The sequence below is a fragment of the Desulfatitalea alkaliphila genome (assembly GCF_022968795.1).
Lineage (GTDB): Bacteria > Desulfobacterota > Desulfobacteria > Desulfobacterales > Desulfosarcinaceae > Desulfatitalea > Desulfatitalea alkaliphila.
The window spans coordinates 66,143-83,540 of sequence record NZ_JALJRB010000009.1 but is presented as its reverse complement, the minus strand read 5'-3'; the positions used below and the strand labels follow the sequence as shown (position 1 = coordinate 83,540).

At 59.7% G+C, this 17,398-nt stretch carries 13 protein-coding genes; 6 read left to right on the top strand and 7 right to left on the bottom strand.

Annotated features, from left to right (window positions below; translation table 11 throughout):
* Nucleotides 1-86 precede the first annotated feature (86 nt).
* The 5 genes from lolA (at nucleotide 87) to MRX98_RS10055 (ending at nucleotide 4,937) form a co-directional block, all read left to right on the top strand.
* Complete coding sequence (lolA, locus tag MRX98_RS10075) at nucleotides 87-764, top strand: outer membrane lipoprotein periplasmic chaperone LolA (protein ID WP_246906716.1); 678 nt, start codon at nucleotides 87-89, stop codon at nucleotides 762-764.
* Between the two features lie 36 nt (nucleotides 765-800).
* Entirely contained in the window at nucleotides 801-1,721 is a 921-nt protein-coding gene (nadA, locus tag MRX98_RS10070) for a quinolinate synthase NadA (protein ID WP_246906713.1), read from the top strand.
* A gap of 86 nt (nucleotides 1,722-1,807) precedes the next feature.
* Nucleotides 1,808-3,277, top strand: a complete 1,470-nt coding sequence (locus tag MRX98_RS10065) for a CDP-alcohol phosphatidyltransferase family protein (protein WP_246906711.1) — start codon at nucleotides 1,808-1,810, stop codon at nucleotides 3,275-3,277.
* 407 nt (nucleotides 3,278-3,684) lie between these two features.
* Nucleotides 3,685-4,299, top strand: coding sequence for a GAF domain-containing protein (locus tag MRX98_RS10060; RefSeq protein ID WP_246906709.1), 615 nt, complete (start codon nucleotides 3,685-3,687; stop codon nucleotides 4,297-4,299).
* A 248-nt stretch (nucleotides 4,300-4,547) separates the two neighbouring features.
* Nucleotides 4,548-4,937, top strand: coding sequence for a metallopeptidase family protein (locus MRX98_RS10055; protein WP_246906707.1), 390 nt, complete (start codon nucleotides 4,548-4,550; stop codon nucleotides 4,935-4,937).
* 73 nt (nucleotides 4,938-5,010) lie between these two features.
* Here the strand turns inward: MRX98_RS10055 and MRX98_RS10050 are convergent, their stop codons facing one another.
* From MRX98_RS10050 to MRX98_RS10030, 5 genes are all read right to left on the bottom strand, one after another.
* On the bottom strand, nucleotides 5,011-6,084 hold the full coding sequence (locus tag MRX98_RS10050) for an AI-2E family transporter (protein ID WP_246906705.1): 1,074 nt from the start codon (nucleotides 6,082-6,084) through the stop codon (nucleotides 5,011-5,013).
* A gap of 142 nt (nucleotides 6,085-6,226) precedes the next feature.
* Nucleotides 6,227-6,922, bottom strand: coding sequence for a PIG-L deacetylase family protein (locus MRX98_RS10045; RefSeq protein WP_246906703.1), 696 nt, complete (start codon nucleotides 6,920-6,922; stop codon nucleotides 6,227-6,229).
* A 27-nt stretch (nucleotides 6,923-6,949) separates the two neighbouring features.
* On the bottom strand, nucleotides 6,950-8,137 hold the full coding sequence (locus tag MRX98_RS10040) for a glycosyltransferase (protein WP_246906701.1): 1,188 nt from the start codon (nucleotides 8,135-8,137) through the stop codon (nucleotides 6,950-6,952).
* 168 nt (nucleotides 8,138-8,305) lie between these two features.
* The gene (locus MRX98_RS22165; RefSeq protein ID WP_246906699.1) at nucleotides 8,306-9,292 is read right to left on the bottom strand and encodes a GNAT family N-acetyltransferase; all 987 of its coding nucleotides are present in this window, start codon (nucleotides 9,290-9,292) and stop codon (nucleotides 8,306-8,308) included.
* Nucleotides 9,293-9,418: 126 nt separating this feature from the next.
* Complete coding sequence (locus MRX98_RS10030) at nucleotides 9,419-10,678, bottom strand: hypothetical protein (protein WP_246906697.1); 1,260 nt, start codon at nucleotides 10,676-10,678, stop codon at nucleotides 9,419-9,421.
* Nucleotides 10,679-11,067: 389 nt separating this feature from the next.
* Between MRX98_RS10030 and MRX98_RS10025 the strand changes: the two genes are divergently transcribed.
* Nucleotides 11,068-11,403, top strand: a complete 336-nt coding sequence (locus MRX98_RS10025) for a fibronectin type III domain-containing protein (RefSeq protein ID WP_246906695.1) — start codon at nucleotides 11,068-11,070, stop codon at nucleotides 11,401-11,403.
* On the opposite strand, the gene MRX98_RS10020 is transcribed toward MRX98_RS10025, so the two are convergent.
* Nucleotides 11,404-12,057, bottom strand: coding sequence for a response regulator (locus tag MRX98_RS10020; protein ID WP_246906693.1), 654 nt, complete (start codon nucleotides 12,055-12,057; stop codon nucleotides 11,404-11,406). It lies immediately after the preceding gene.
* Complete coding sequence (locus tag MRX98_RS10015; RefSeq protein ID WP_246906691.1) at nucleotides 12,057-17,162, bottom strand: AAA family ATPase; 5,106 nt, start codon at nucleotides 17,160-17,162, stop codon at nucleotides 12,057-12,059. Before MRX98_RS10015 ends, MRX98_RS10020 begins: the two co-directional genes overlap by 1 nt.
* Nucleotides 17,163-17,398 lie beyond the last annotated feature (236 nt).

Sequence of the window (17,398 nt, the reverse complement as noted above, 5' to 3'; positions counted from 1 at the left end):
AAGTGAACCTACAACATGATTTTGCACCTTTCACTCAGGCTGCGGCGACCGAAGCGGTTCACCGCGCAATCGGGGAGCGATACACCATGAGCAAATGGAGCGCCACCATCGGCCTTTGGCTGTTGGTCATCGGACTGGGCGTCGGTTGGCCGGCGCCTGAATGCCGTGGCAATGACGGGGCTCAACTCGACACCATCTTGCAGGGCCTCGAGCAACGGTATGCCGGCAAGGGGTTCGCGGCCGCCTTTTTCCAGGAATCCATCCTGAAGGCCATGCGCATCACCGACACGGCCGAAGGACACTTGACAGTCATGCGACCGGGCAAAATGCGCTGGGAGTACACCATCCCCGATCCCCAGACCATCATCACCGACGGGCGCACCATGTGGATTCACCGGCCCTTGGACAACCAGGTGATGGTGGGCAAGGCACCCGCCTATTTCGGAGAAGGCAAAGGCGCGGGTTTTCTTTCCGACATCCGTCAGATCCGCAACAGCTTCACCGTTACGCTGCAACCGGCGGAAAGCGACAACCACCACCGCCTGCGCCTGGTGCCCCATGAACCCTCCGACGAGCTGGCCGAGATCATCCTGTCGGTGGACATACAACAATTTCAGATCGACCAAGTGGTCACCTATAATACGGCCGGCGACGAAACCCGCATCGTGCTGCGCGACTACCGGTTCAACATCGAGCCGGAAGAGAACCTCTTCCAGTTCGCCATTCCCGAAAATGCCGATGTGATTCAGATGGATCAGTTTTAAACATCTTTCCAAGACACACCGCAAAGCAAGGACATCATGGCTGCCGAATCCACCACAACCCTGCAAACGGAAATCAAAGCCCTGGCCCGCAAGCGCAACGCGCTGATCCTGGCCCATAACTACCAGCCGCCGGCCATTCAGGATTTGGCCGATCTGTGCGGCGACTCGCTGGAACTGAGCCGCAAAGCGGCCCAAACCGACGCCGATATCATCGTTTTTTGCGGCGTCCATTTCATGGCGGAAACCGCCTCCATCCTGTGCCCTGAAAAGACCGTCCTGCTGCCGCGAGACGACGCCGGTTGCCTGATGGCCGACATGATCACCGCCGAGGCATTGCAGGCAAGGATCGACAATTTGCCGCCCATGCCGGTGGTCACCTACGTCAACTCCACCGCCGATGTGAAGGCCCTGTCGACCATCTGCTGCACATCAGCCAACGCTGTTGAGGTGGTCAACAGCCTGGCGGCCGACGAGCTGCTGATGACCCCGGATCGCAACCTGGCCATGTACGCGGCCTCGCGCACCGGCAAAAAAATCCACATCTGGGAAGGTTATTGCCCGACCCATGAGTGGTTGACGGCGGACGATGTGCACCAGGCGCGCGCGGCCCATCCCGACGCCGTTTTCCTGGCCCATCCGGAATGCCGCCCGGAGGTCCTGGCCCTGGCCGATGTGATCGCCAGCACCTCCGGCATGCTGCGCCACGTAACGGCCGCCAAAGAAACGGCCTTTATCGTGGGCACCGAAAAGGGATTGCTTCATCCCATGCAAAAGGCCAATCCGGACAAAAGGTTCTACCCGGCCGCCGACAAGATGATCTGCGCCAACATGAAGAAAATCCAACTGGAAGATGTGCGCCGCTGCCTGGAAACCATGACGGGTGAGGTGCGGGTGCCCGAGGCGATCCGTTTGCCGGCCCTGCAGGCGGTGCGCGCGATGGTGGAGTTGAACCTTTAATCGTCAAGACAACCGTCCGGCGCGGACGGGTCAAACCCGGCATCATCGCCGAGCGCTGGTGGTGATCCGCCAAGGGAAAGCCCCACATGGCCGCTCCAACCCGATTCCCCGCTAAACTGGCCGCCGTATTGGTCTACAGCCGACCGTTGCTGGTCTTCGGCGGCATGGTTTGCGCCATTGTGGTGATGTGGCACCGCGACCCGGCCATTTACACCCTCGGGGTCTCGCTGCTGCTGGTCGCCATGACCTTCGATCTGATCGACGGCTGGTTCGCCGCCCGCTTTCGGCCCGAGGCCACCTTGGCGCCCCTGGCCGACCGGCTGATGGACAAGCTGGTCTACTCCATCATTTTCCCCGTTGTCGCCGTGGGTACCATGTGGCGCCTGGTCGGCGCGCCGGACCCCACCCGCGCCCAGCTCCTGCACGCCATCTTCGTGCTGCTGTTGTGCGTCACCGTCCTCATCCGGGACAACTTCGCGGCCTTCATGCGGGGTTTCGCCATCCGGCAGGGCGTGGAGCCCGAATCGGTGGAATACAACCGCCTGCGCACGGTGGTGGCGGCCCCGGTCAGCGCCCTGCTCTACGCCCACGCCTTTTATGTGCCGGAAGGGCCCTCCTCGTGGCTCTATTTCACCATCTCATGGATCGGGTTGTTGCCCTTGCGCAGCCTGTTCATGGTGGAGATCCTTTTCCTGATCATCAACTTCGGCTCCATCGCCGCTTACTGTCGCAAATACGGCAGCGCCTGTCTAGACGAGCTGTGTTTCGGCGATCAGCTGCTGCGACGCCGGATCCTGGCGGTGCTGCCCAACGCCCTGACGGTCATGAACGCCATGATGGGATTGATGGCCGTCTTTTTCGCCTACCAGGGGCGGCTGCGGGAGGCCTATCTGATGATGGTGGGGGCCGCCACCTTCGACAAACTGGACGGTGCCCTGGCCCGGCGCCTGGGATTGACCGAACCGTTGCCTGAAGAAGAGGACCGGCGCACCGTCAACCTGGGCAACCTGATGGATGACTTTGCCGACGCCATCAGCTTCTGTATCGCACCGGCCTGGATCTACTACATCACCTTCAACCGCCTGGCGCCGGAGCTTGCCGGCAGCCTGCCCGTCGGTTGGATTGCCCTGATCTATGCCGCAACGGGCATCGCGCGCCTAATCTATTTCACCCTGGACAAAACCCCCATTCCCGGATTTTTCAAGGGATTGCCCACGCCGGCGGCAGCGCTGCTGGTGCTGCCCCCTATGGTGATTCTCGACCAACTGCTGCCAACCGGGTCCGGGTGGGTCGGGTTCTGGGTCTTTTTCATCACCGGCACCATGCTGCTGAGCGCCGTTGTGATGAACGCCTATCCCCTCCGCTACATTCACATGGGCCGGGCCATGAGCCGCAACCCCTGGATAGGGCGGCTGACGGTGATCCTCCTGACCGCCGTGGCCTTCACGCCCCTGTTGGGCCCCATCTGTTTGGCTTTCATGGTGCTCTACCTCTTTTCGCCGCTGGTCACCTGGCGCATCCACCCGGAAGAGGCGGCCCGGGAAGATCGCGGTTGAGCTCCGCAGCACCATACGAACTTTGTTTTGACATCCAACCGCTTGTGCGGTTATGCTGAAGACAAATTCGGTTCTCCATTTCCGGGCCTCTCTTTCGACACTGCGCATCTCATGCTGAGGCGACTTCTCGACCTGTTGCCCCGTTCCAGTCGATACACCGATTCATCTGTCAGGGCGCGCCGTTCCAGCGCTTGAGCAAGAAAACGGCTTTCCGCCCCCGGTGCAGCAACAACAGCCGCCCCGGAACAGCACATTTGTTTTATGAACGGCCGGTCCTTTCGTCCAGAGATCTTCATCAGGGGGAGGTGGGTCGCAGCATCCCGTTCGGGTGTTCCGAATGCCGGGTGGCGGCGATCCGGATGGAAAACGCAGCGTGCGCGTCGCATGAGCGCAGAAAGGAGTCCGCCATGAGTCACTACACGATGAATTACGAAACCCTGCAACGCCTGTTTCGCGCCATCTCCATGAGCAAAGATCCGGAGGAGGTGGCCCTGATGACCGTGGAGGGCATCACATCGGCCCTGGGGGTCAAGGGGTGCGTCCTGTTCTTGCTCAACGACAAAACCAACGAATTCGAAATCGCGGCGGCCTATGGCCTGAGCAAGGCCTACCTTGAAAAGGGGCCGATCAGCGCCTTGCGCTCCATTTCCCAGGCGCCGGAAGACGGCCCTGTGGCCGTGTACGATGTGAGCGACGATCCACGGATCCAGTATCCGGAAGCGGCCCGCAAGGAAGGGATCGTTTCGATCCTGGCAGTGCCCATCGTGGTGCAGGGCCGAATGACCGGCACGCTCCGGGTTTACACCGCCGATCACTGGGAATTCACCTTGAACGATTTGAACCTGCTGCAGGCCCTGGCCCAGATCGCGGGAATGTCAATCGATATGTGCCGGCTGCTCAGGGGTTACAAGCACAGCATTGAAGTGCTCAAGGAGATGCGGGACCCAAAAACCATCAAGAGCACCAAATGGACCCCCTACGAGGGGGTGCCCGTCAGCGTGGGGACCCGCGCCGCCACCTGACAGGCGCGCGAAGCGGCGGCGGATCGGGTTATCGGCCTGCCGGTCCGCCGTTCCCGTTGCAACAATTTAAACGGAACTCGGTGCAACCTTATGTTGAAGGAGATCATCCCCTTTGGGTGTACGAAAAAGACCGTTTTGATGGAACAGACTGCACCGTCAAGGGCGGGTTGCAATTCGCTGTCGACAGGGGGTAAAATGGGCTTCAGCCGACCGGATGCCGTTGACCCTCACCCATGGAGCCCGACCCAATGGCCGCCTCCCGACCCAAGCTCAGCGACCGGGAATTCGATGCCATAGTACAGCAGGCGATGGATCGCATTCCTGTGGAGATCCGACAACACCTGAACAACATGCTGATAACGGTGCAACGACGGCCCACCGCCGAGATGCTGGCGGAAGTCGGATTGGGGCCCGATGAAACCCTGTTCGGGCTCTATTGGGGGGTCCCCATGACCGAGCGTAGCATCATCGACCCGCCCTTGTATCCCGACACCATCTATCTGTTCCAGGAACCCCTGGAACAGATGTGCGCCGACCGCGAGATGTTGATCGAAGAGATCGAAATCACGCTGGTGCACGAGCTGGCCCACGCCCTCGGCCTTTCCGACGCCGAACTGGACGCCCTGGGCTATGCTTAGGGCGTTCCACCTTTTCCGTCCCCACCGCGGAAACACTTTTTTCATTCGGGAATAACGGTTTTGCGGCCGTATCTCAGCTGGCTGCGCTATCCAGCCGTTCCTCCTGCACGGTGGGCCAGGCCCGCAGGATGGCCTGCACCAAGGTCGCCAGGGGGATGGCGAAAAAGATGCCCCAGAAGCCCCACAACCCGCCGAACACCAGAATGGCGGCAATGACACCCACGGGGTGGATGTTGACCACCTCCGACAGCAGCAGGGGCGCCAGAATGTTGCCGTCGATGGTCTGGACGATGGCGTAGGTCACCAGCACCCAGACGAACTCCGATGCGAACCCCCACTGGAAATAGGCCACCAGGGCGATGGGAATGGTTGCCACCGCGGCGCCGATGTAGGGAATCAGCACCGACAGGCCCACCATGAATCCCAACAATACCGCGTACTGCAGTTGCAGAAAGGTGAACACCAGGGCGGTGCCGGCCCACACAATGATGATCTCCCAGGTCTTGCCCCGGATGTAGTTTGCAATCTGGGAATTGACATCCTCCCAAACCTTCACCGCCAACCAGCGATCTCTGGGCAGATAGGCAGCGAACCACATCAGCAACGACTGCTTGTCCTTCAGAAAGAAAAAGACCAGCAAGGGCACGATGAACAGGTAAACCAGCAGGGTGATCAAGCCCATCACCGAGGCCACCGAGTAGGAGAGCAGTTGCTGGGCCATGCCGGTCACCTCGCGCCGGATGGCGGCGATCACTTCATAGACCTGTTCTTCGGAAATGAAGCGTGGATAGTTTTCGGGAAGCTGCAGCAACAACTGTTGGGCGGTGCCGATCATGGTGGGCAGCTGCTGGACCAGTTGGGTCACCTGGCGGATGAGCAGGGGGACCAGCCAGAAGATGGTGAAAAGCAGCAGCAGCATGAACAAGAGAAAAACCACCACCACGGCCACGATGCGGGGCACATGCCGCCGCTCCAAGGGTTTGACCAGTCCGTCGAGCAGGTAGGCGATGACCAGGCTGGCGAACAGGGGCACCAACATGCGGCCTAAAAAATAGACCACCCCGAAGCCCACCAGCAGAATCAGGGTCAGAATGACCACCTGCGGGTTGCCGAAATGCCGTTCGAGCCACTGCTTGATGACGTGCATGGGAAATGGATCCGATCTTTGCCCTGTGCGTCGGATGCATCATGGGCGACCGGCGCGCGATCAGATGCGCGCCGGGCTGTAAGTCCGCCGACAATGTTCCTTGCATAGCAAAAAGAGCGGTTTCCGTAAAGCCGCCCGGATTCTAATCCGGCAGCTTGATCCGGTGAAAGGCCTCCGCCACTTCGTATTCGCTTTTGGCCGCCAATTGACGGTAACGCTTGCGCAGCCAGCCCTCGAGATCGGTTACACCCATCTCCCGAATCTGACTGTCGTGGCATCGAAGCGCCGCCACCTTCTTGTCGAAGGTGGCGCTGATGTCGCTGTAGTGGTTGACATCTTCGGCGCCGAAGAAGAGCACTTCGCTTACCTTGTGGGGTTCCAGACCCCGATCCAGCAGGTCGGGATACGCCATGTGGTCCCGGGCAAAGGGGAAAACGGCATCCAGCACCACCTGGCCCATGATGCGGTGATCGCGGTGCCACACATAGCGCCGGTAGGGATCGGTGGTGACCACCGTGTGGGGCCGGTAGGTGCGGATCATCTCCACGATCTGTTTGCGAAAGGCGGGCGTGTCTTCCAGACTCTGATCCGCATGGCGCAGAAAGACCACTTCCCGCACCCCCAATACGGCGGCCGCCGCACGCTGTTCGTCCTCGCGGATACGGCCGAGGGTTGCCGGATCCATGCGGCGATCCGTCGTTCCCTTTTCGCCGCTGGTGCACAGCACATACACCACCGTGCGACCCTCGGCCGTCCAGCGGGCGACCGTGCCCGAAGCGCCGAACTCGGCATCGTCGGGATGGGCGGTGATCACCAGTACATCAGTGGGTTCAGGCATGTTGAACATCTCCACGGTTTGATTGGATCAATGGGAAATCGCACCACAGGGCGCAAGCAACGCCTTGGTGCGGCGGCCGGCTGCGTGGTGCGCCGCCACGGTGGTGTAAAGGGCTGCCATATCGTCGGCGATCCGGGACCATTGGTAACCCGCCACCGTGGTCCGGATGCGGTCGGCCGTCCCTTTTGTGCGCCGGGACTCTGCCAGCACAGCGTCCAGGGCACTGGCCAAATCGGCCGCCTGATCGCCGCGCACAAGGGCACCGTTGACCCCCGGCTTGACCAGCGTTTCGGCCGCGCCAACGGGGGAGGCCACCACCGGGGTGCCGCAAGCCAAGGCCTCCAGCACAACCAACCCGAAACTCTCGTAAAAGGAGGGCAGGGCCAGCAAGTCGGCCGCGTTGTAAAACAACGGCAGCGCCTGTTGCGTTACCCGCCCCATGAAGCGCACGGTTTTCTGTAAACCCAAACGGTCGACCTCGGTGGTCAGGGCCTGATGGCCGGCGGATTGCGGACCGTCGCCACCCACCAGCATCAGTTGCAGTCTCGGATGTTGCTGTCGTAGCAACGCAACCGCCGCCAGCAAGCGCGCCAACCCCTTCAACGGGGCGAAGCGGCCCACGTACAGAACCAACTCGGCATCGGCCGGTACGGCCAGTTCGCGATGCGCCCGATCCCGGTCCATGGGACGAAAAAGATCCGGATCGACCCCGCAGGGCACGATGCTGATGGTCTCCCGCCGGGCATGGTAATCGGCGAGCAAATTTTCCATTTCGCGCCGGGCGGGCACCACGATGTGATCGGCCGTGGCGGCGATCCACCGCTCGTGGGCGATGCGCCGGGCGGGTTCGTTTTCCGCACCGCAACTGCGGTTCTTAACGGCACCCAGCGTATGGAACATGGTGATGTGGGGACGATGCCAGCGGGTTTGGGCCATGGCGCCCACCATTCCGGAAAGCCAGTAGTGGCTGTGGATCAGATCATACGTCCGCTGGTAGCGCTGCCGGTAACGCTCCAGGGCGGCGAACACATCGGGCACCACCGCTGCCGCCCCCCCCTTTGCCTTGCCGGCCTGCAGATCGACCGGTAAATGGATCAAACGCACGTTGGTGGCCAAGGGACTCTCCGGCCGGGGAGTGCCCGCGCAGGTAAAGATGTCCACGACATGCCCGAGGGCTCCCAACCATCGACTCAATTCACGAATATAGACGCTCATCCCGCCCGTGTCCCGGGTACCCAATGGACCCTGGGGGCTGGAGTGGACGCTGAGCATGGCAATCCGCAGCGGCGAAGAATTACCTGTGTGGAGCACCGTTGTCATGTCGATCGATGGTCTTCGGGTCTAGGCACGGGCGTCGGCGGCCGGCCGTGCGCCCCTGACGGTTCACAGTTGTCCCCGGCAACGATGAAGGCCGATTTCCTTGCCGCCGGTCCGTTTCTTGTAAATTTCAGCACCCCGTAAAAAATCGAAGCGCCGGCACCCCAGGGCGATGGCACTGCGGATACCGAACACTTTGCTCAGGATGCCCACGCTCAAGTGGTCATGTTCAGCATCGTAACCGCTGTTGTAAAGGTAGCGCACCCCTTGATAATCGAAACAGAGGACCGCGGCCACGGGGTGGTCGTTCACATCGAGCATTTGCAGGCGCAGCATCCCCTCTTGATCCAGCCGTTGCATCAAAGCCTTGAAGAAATCGGGCATGCTACCGGTCATAAAGGCAGCCTTGTCCGTCCGGTTGCGGCGGAAAAGGTCAATGAAGGTGGCGACGGCGCTTTCCAGGTCATCTTCGGCCGGCACCCGGTGATAGGCAAAACGGGCCTCGTTCTCCAAGCGGCGAATTTTGCGCCGCACTTCGTGACGCTGTTTGCCGTTGAGCTGCTGCAAGTAGTCGTCCCAGCTCGCGGGCAGCTCGATTTCGTAGGTGACGTCAACCGTTTCAAAGGCCATGTCCTTCAGCATGTCGGGTCCGACCTGGCGCAAGGCCGCCACCACCGCTGCATCCGGACGCAGAGTGCACCAGTCGATACGCCCTACGCCCCGATGCGCCAAATGGGCCAGAATGGCCGCCAATACGGGCGCTTCCGCGCCCGGCGCGGCGATCAAGTCCTGGTAGTCGCAAACATCCGGATCCCCCAAGAACCGGGCGGTGTCGCCGTCGAGGGCCAGGGGCAGGATTCCCACGGGTTCCTGTTGGTCATGGACGGCCAGAATACAGGGCCGGCCCGGTGATCCCAAGTGGCGCTGCACCGTTTCCAACCAGAACGGTAGCACGAAAGGGCACCCCCATGACCAGATGCCCTCTGTCCGCTGCCGAAGGTCGGCAAATGTGTCGAACGATATTTCCCTGACGGCCAGTTGTTCCGCATCCACGCCGTTGTCATCTCCTTACCGCATTGCTTTTCGCCGGCGGCCGATAGTAGACCACTCCAAAGCCGGCGTCAAATTCTATCCCGTCGGGAACGGGTGAGCCGCCCAAGGCATCCGTTTTCGCACCGATTACCCACCCACTACCTCCCACGCAACCCCGTCGGGGGTATCGACCACCGTCACACCGCCTTGCTGCAGACACTCCCGCAAGGCGTCGGCCGTTTCCCATTGGTGTTGCGCCCGCAACGCGGCGCGCCATTCGAGCAGCGGCTCGACCAGCGGCGCCAGGAATGCGCGGCGATCCGCGGGTTGCCGTGCGCCGAGGTGGGCGCCCATAAGAGCCAGCATGTCGCGCAGCACCTCCCGGGCGGCGCCCATGGCACTGCGTTCCTGTAAAATTGCCTGCTGCTCCCAAATGTGCCGCTCCAGGGTCAAAAGGGCCTTGGTGGCGGTCTCGACCTGGTTCCGCTCCAGTTGCGACTGAATTTTTTCTGCCAAGGCGTTCAATGGATCCCATACGTCATCCGCCGACAACGGCGGTGCCGGTCCGTCCGCCACAGCCGGAGTTGACCGCTGCCCGGCCTCGGTGGACAAAGGCGCGCCACGCAACAACGCCAAGGGCAAGGCATCCCCCTTGCGGAACACCCGCTCCACCCCGTCACGGCGTACGGTCACCTGCCCGATACCCCGGATGGCGGCACGGGACCCGGCCAGGTCGATCACCAGGGCGGTGTGCTCGTCCAGCCCCAGCAAGGTGGTCGATGGGGGCAGCAGCGCTTCCAGCACCGCAAGCCGCGGCGCGCCCATGAAGCAGAAACGCGTATCGTGATTGCCGCCCTCGGCATTGTTCCAGTGGGGCAGGACGACGCAATCCAATCCGAAAAGGCCCAGCAGATTCAAGCCCTCTTCCCAATAAGGGGCCTGTCCCACCTTGTAAATTTCGTAGACCGGCAAGGTGAAACGCCCGACGGTCAACGCTGCGGCACTGGCCGCCACCAGGCAAGCGCCCTGCCGAATGCGCCCTGCGATCAGCGATGCAACCGGCATTTGGCGCCACTGACGCAGGGCGTAGGTGGGACTTCCGGGACCGATGAGGATGTAGTTCGCTTGGTGCAGCAACCGGTAGGCGGCCTCTCTTTGCGCCCCATCTCCGGTGTCCGCCGACTTCAAAGAGGCGATGGCCAAGGTGTGTCCGACGCGGTTTTGAAAATAGTCCAGGGCCCGCCGGGACAGATGGTCCACATTCAACTGAAATCCCGCCGGCGTGTCGATGAAAACCGGCCGCACGGCCGCGCCCTGACGATCGAGCAATGTTTTGTGCACCTCGACCATGGTCGCGGTCAATTCTCCCGAGCCCATCAGAGTGATGACACCGTATTGGTTCGACATGGCACGCCTGCTTCCTGGGTTGCGGATTCATAAGACGCAAAAATCGTCATCGATGACAATAATTGCACCCACATCGGCAAGAACGACCGGGTCCCCGCTGGTACGCAAAACAGACCGCATATCACCTCACAACATGAACCGCAAAACAAAACAGTGTAATATCTACTGGTTGATTTTCCACAAAAAACGCCGGCCCCAAACCCCCACGGTCGGCATGGTTTTTGCAAAAATATTTGTATTTCACAGATGGCTCAACGTCCATCCGGACGTCCATTGACGCGGACACAGCCGTAAATCGCCGAACGAAACTTATGCATTTAATAAAAATTGTAAAACAGACCCCGATCATCCTTCTTGCCCTACTCACAATCCTTTTTCCCGCAGCCGTCATGGCCACCATGAGCGTCACCTTGGCCTGGGATCCCAACACCGAGCCCAATCTGGCCGGCTACCGCCTCTATGCGCGGGAGTCCGGCGAACCCGATTATGTGTATAGGGAGTGGGAAGGCACGGACACCCAGTGCACCATTGCGGGCCTGGATCGATACGAGTCCTATTTCTTCGTCGTCCGTGCCGTGGACCAGAAAGGCAATGAGAGCGGCAACTCCAACGAGGTGTTCCTACCCGCCGCGGATTGGGTCGATGACGGTGATCGCCGCGTTGACGGCAGCGGCGCCTCCGGCGGCGGGGGAGGCGGCGGATGTTTCATCAACGCCCTTTTATAATCATATTTCCACAGAAGTAAGCCCTTCGCGGATGGCGAACTTGGTCAGGCCGGCCACGCTGTTGATTCGCAATTTCTCCATGATCTTGCCGCGACGGGCTTCCACGGTTTTGACGCTGATGTGCAGCCGTTCGGCAATATCCTTGGTCTTTTTGCCTTCGGCGATCATTTGGAGCACCTCGCGTTCCTTATCCGTGAGCGCCTCGGCAACGCCCAGTTCGCCGGCATCCATCAACTTGACAAACTCCTTGCGCACAATGTCGGACACCTTGGGGCTCAAATAGGTCTGGTTCCCCGCCACGGCCAGAATGGCTTTGGTCAGCTCATCGAAAGCGCAATTCTTCAACAAATAGCCGGCAACACCCGCCTTGAGCATGCCTTTGACATAGCTGCGGTCGGAATACATGGACAGGGCGATGATTCTCGATTCCGGACGCTCGGCCAAAATCTGGCGAGCGGCATCCACCCCGTTGAGATCGGGCATGTTGATGTCCATGACGATCACATCGGGCTCCAACTTGCGTGCCATGGACAAGGCCACCCGCCCGTTTTCCGCTTCGCCGACCACTTCGAATTTGGGTTTTTTCTCCAGCAATACCCGAAGCCCCTGACGGATGATGCTGTGATCATCCACCAACAAAATACGAATACACATCAGATCTCCTCCTCCTCGATGGGACGCATCGGCACGATCAAGGCGATGCGCGTTCCTTTGCCCGCCGACGCGTCCATTTCCAATCGACCCCCGAAATGCTTGAGCCGCTCCCGAATGGAGAACAGGCCGAAGCCCCCCTTTTGCACGTCCTGTTTGTCCTGCGTGGATCGCTGGATGCCGATGCCGTCGTCGGCGATCTCGATCCGCAGGTTGCGTTCTTCGCGCTGCAAACGAATCCAGGCCTGGTGGGCGTGCGCGTGCTTGACCACATTGAACAGCAGTTCACGGGTGGCCTGAAAGGCCAACACCCGAATGCTTTCATCCAAGGGTTTGGATTTTTGATCGTCCAACAGGGTCACCGGCAGCCGATACTGCTCCTGCATCTGTTCCACCAACCACTCGATGGCGGCTTCCAAGCCCAGATCATACAACACCGGCGGACTCAACTCGAAAGTCAAGGACTGGGTGTCTTGAATGGACTGGTCGATCAGTTCTCCCACATTGGTGAGCATTTGGGCCCGCTCCTCGGCCGCGTCGGTTTCCTGCAGAATACTGATCTGCATTTTAACATTGGCCAAGGCGTGGCCGATGCGATCATGCAACTCCACGGCGATGCGCCGGCGTTCGCGCTCCTCGGTCAACAACAACTCGGAAGAGAGGGAGCGCAGGTTTTCGGACAATGCTTTGAGGTCCCGCTCCTTCATGCTGACCTCTTCGTAAAGCCGGGCATTTTCAATGGAGATGGCCGCCTGTGAGGCGATCAACTGCACGGTTTCCACCCGATCAGGGGTGAAGGCAGCTGAGGTGATGTTGTTTTCCATGTATAAAATCGCCACCAGATCGGACTGCCGCAGTACCGGCAGACAAAGCAGGGACTTGGGCTTATTGCGGATCACATAGGAATCGGTGCGAAATTCCGGATTCAGCTGAAGATCCTCCACCACCAACGGTTCATGGGTGTGTTGTACAAAACGAACCGCCGGCAGCAACAGCTCATCCTCCAGGACGACGGCCACCGGCGATTGGCTGGTGATCCGGATAGTGCCGCCGATGCTGCTGCGGGCTTTGATCTCAAACCCCTCCTCCTTGGGCAGTACGAACAGTACCCGCTGGGCGCCCGCGTTTTCGATGACGATTTTCATCAGTTTTTCCAGCAGCCGATCCAGAACGATTTCGGTGGATACTGTCTGCAAGGCATTGGCCACTGTGGCATAATCGATGGGCAACACCGGCGACGGATCGTTCATGGACAGGGTTCGGGCCAAAAGCTGCGGATAGGTGCGCCGCAGCATATCGCACTTGGCCGTGGCGCCGAACTTCCGGTAACCGGTGTGGGCTTCCTGCATGTAGGCACGTGCCACGGTGAAGAGTCCCCGCTGAAATGCCATGCGGGCCGCCAATTCGGCTGCCAGGGCTTCCATGTGCAGGAAACCGTGCTTGCGCGCCGAAGTGATGGCATTCTGGAATCGGGTCAACGCCTTTTCGAACCGGCCCTGCACCCGCGCCAGTTCGCCTTTGATCAAAAGCAGCTTGTGCTCGAAGTTCTCCGGACAGTGACGGGCCATTCGGTGGAAGCCGAGCAGGCTCAGTCGCAGTCGGTTCTTGATCCCCACCCGTCGACCGGGCGGCTGCTGCGGCAGGCCGGCCAGCAGCGTCATGGCCTGGTAAAAATAGAACTCGGGAACGATGATGGTGCCGATGTGGTAATCGATGCGGCGGGCACAAAAGTGGGCCACTTCCGCTGCCCCCCGAATATCCCCCATCATATAGAGTAGTTGCATCTTCAACAGATAGTGGCGCAACAAAACGCTTTGCACGTTCTGGTTGATCATGCGCTGAATATGAACGGCTTCACGAAAATCGCGATCATCCAGACTGTTCGGACCGGAGGTCTGCCCCTGCAGGCACTTGATGGTTTGTCGCAGCGAACAAACATAGTTGTACGCACTGCCATCCTTGGAACTAACAATGAAATCGGCGTGTTTGGCGCACTCGGCCTCCACCTTGTCCAGGGGCGCGCCGCTGGCGAACAAAAAGATCAGGATGCACTGGATGTGATACCCGGCGAAATTGAGGTCGCCGTTTTCGATGGCTTCGTGCAGTCCCTGCCGGCACAAGTCGATGCCCACCTGCAGATGGCGTTGCCAGTGACTCACCGCCACGGCATAATAAAACAGCATTTTGGTGGCGGGGCCCTTGCCGTTCCGATCACTGTGCTCCAGGGCCAGGGTGCCCAGTGCGACCCCCCGGCGATAGTCGCCCAAACCGGCGCAAAGGGCCGCGCTGACAATGATGAAACCAACGCCCGCCGCCGGCGAAGGACCATGACGAAATGTCAACTCCACGATCTTGGCGGCGATGGCCAGCATCCGGTGGGGGTTGCACATGTACACGGAAAAGGCCAGATCCAAGAGCATTTTCAGAATCAGTTGCTGGCGCGCATCCTCGACCGGCGGTCGTCGGGCCAGAATGGCCGCGCGCACCTTGGCGTGCTTGAGTCGCAAACGAATCAGTTCCAACAGTTCGTTGTATTTTTTGCGGCCCTGGCGAAGGTGCAAGCCAAGGATGGCCAAACCATCCATACCGATACGCACCGCATCTTCGTGTTGCCCCAACCCGGCATGCATCACCATTTTAAAATAGAGCAGGGTGGCCTTGTCCATCTCCGAACGGGCGCGGGAAAAGATGAACTGGAAAAGATGCTCGGCTGCGTCGTGATCGCGATTGAGAAAGGCGCACTCCATCTTTTCGCGATAAAGTGCAAAGGCCAGATCGTAGTGATCGTCCCAACAATCATTGGCAAGCAGGGCAATCCCGATGTTGAAATATTTAACGGCCAATTGATAAGCGGTGCCCTCCTTGGCCTTGCATCCGGCCCACAGGTAAAGGTGGGCGTGGCCGGAACGTTCCTCTGCCATGGCCAGAAAGGTCACCCCGTGGCTCAGGTGATTGACGATGGTGAAGATGTTCTCCCACAACCCCTTCTGATCCACCCGCTGAAGCAATAGCCGGCCGATTTTATAATGCAGGGTTTTGCGGTTGTGCTCGGGCACCAAATCGTAAACCGCCTGATGCACCCGATCATGCATAAAGGCAAAAGCACCGTCTTGCAGCAACGCGTCTTGACCGACCGGGACGCCGTTGGCCGCCGGCTGTTTGCCCGTTGCCACGTCATTGAGCAACGCAAGGCCATCCGCCTTGGGAATCACGAAGCCGGCCTCCACCGCTTGCAACAATCCTTGGGCGATGCGCTGCGCAGGTACCCGCGACACAGCGGCCAGGATTGGAAAATCGAAGCGGTTGCCCACACAGGCGGCCATTTTCAGCACCTCCCTGGCCTCCGAGGTCAGCTTGCGTATCTCGCTGCTCATCAGCTCGATAACGTTGTCCGTATAGGCTTGGGATTTGATACCGCTTTCGTGCCAGCGCCAAACCCCGGTCTGGTAATCGAAGAACAGCAGGTCGCGCAAGTGGAGCGATTGGATGAACTGGCCCACAAAAAAAGGATTGCCGTGGGTTTTGGCATGCACCAAGCGGGTCAACGCCTCGATGTCGGCCACGTTCTTGGAGAGGGTGTCCAGAATCATCTGGCGCACATTGTCCTGGCCGATGGGTCCAAGGCTCATCATTCCCATGGGAATGCCCTTGGATCGCATCAATTGATCGCTTTGGTACAATGGGTGGTCTGGGGTTAAGTCCCCGTCCCGGTAGGCGCCGATGACCAGGCAATAGGGAATGGGCGGCCCGGAAAGCACCTGTTGGATCAATGCCAGGCTGGCCGAATCGATCCACTGCAAATCGTCCAGAAAGATCACCAGCGGATGGTCTTTGTTGGCGAACACCCGCAGGAAGGCGACACAGATGCGCGCAAACAACCTTTCCTTGACGTCGGGTTGCATCGGGTCGACGGCGGTCGTGGGGCCTATAATATGGTCCAACTCCGGCAAAAAGCCGGTGATCAAGGCCGCATGGGGTCCGAGGGCGGCGCGGATATCCTTGCGCCATGCGGCGATGGCCTCGTCGCTGCTCTGCAGAATTTTTTGCAGAATTTCCCGAAAGGCGTTAATGATGCCGCTGTAAGGGATATTCTGATGAAACGGCGTGTATTTGCCGGCGCCGAACAACCCGCCATCGGCATTGACCGGATAACGCAACTCCTCCACCAATCGCGTTTTGCCGATGCCGGCGGCCCCGACAACATCCAAAATTTCGAAAGCGCCGCCCTTAACCTTCTCGTAGATGGTCAGCAGTTTGGCCAGGGGTGCCTCGCGGCCGAAAAGCCGCGTGGATAAATTCAATTTTTCCGGTGCATCCCGATTGCCCAAAGCAAAAGAGGAAATGGTGCCCATGGCGACAGATTGATCCCGGCATCGCTCGAGGTCCGACAACAACCCGAAAGCGCTTTGATAACGCTCCTCCGGCATTTTGGCCAGCAACTTGAGGGTTAATCGGGCCAACATCTCAGGAATGTCGGTGCGAATCTTGGTGGGCGTAAGGGGCGGCCGGGCCAGATGGGCATGGATCAACTCCAGCGGATCGCTGGAAGCAAAAGGGGTGCGACCGGTAAGCCACTCATAGAACAGGACCCCGAAGGCGTAAAAGTCGGATCGGTGATCCACCGGCCGGCTCACGCGACCGGTTTGCTCCGGGGATATGTAGGGCAACACCTGTTCCAGAAATTGCTTGTCGTAAAGTCCGCGCACATCGCGTTGTGCAATGGGATTGCTGCGCGACAAGAGAACCAGCGGTACGTTGATCACCAGCTGGTGGGAGTCGGTCCTGAACATCAGGGTGGAGGGGTTGATCTCCTTGAGCAGAATACCGTTTTGATGCAACAGGTTGGTTCCCTTGGCCAAGCCGATGGCCACGGCGAAAAAGTGATCCAAGTCGGTCCAAGGGGTGGGATGGGCCGCCGTCAGGGGCTGCAGGTTCTGGTTTTCGCAAATGAAAACAACGAAATCATCCCTTTGCTCGTTGGCGACGATCCGAAAATCGTAAATGTGCAACAGGTTTTCGGAGTGGATGGCCTTGATGCGCGCGTACCCTTCCCGAAGGACGGCCAAATCTGAAACGGTCAAACCATCGGCGGGACGGCAGAATATCATGGTGGGGCGATCCCGCTCCAAATCGGTCGCGGCGTATAGCGCGCAATGCGAATCGGGAGCGAGTTGCTCAATAATCTGATACCCGTCAACGGCGATCATCGTGACAGTCCGATTTTATTGCGAAGATGTGGGCGAAATCGCGTCCAGCGAAGGTGCTACTGGTCATTAAACCAAAGCTTTTGAAATAATGCAAGATAGATGCCTCAAAGGCGCCCGCCTGGGCACACACCGATGGA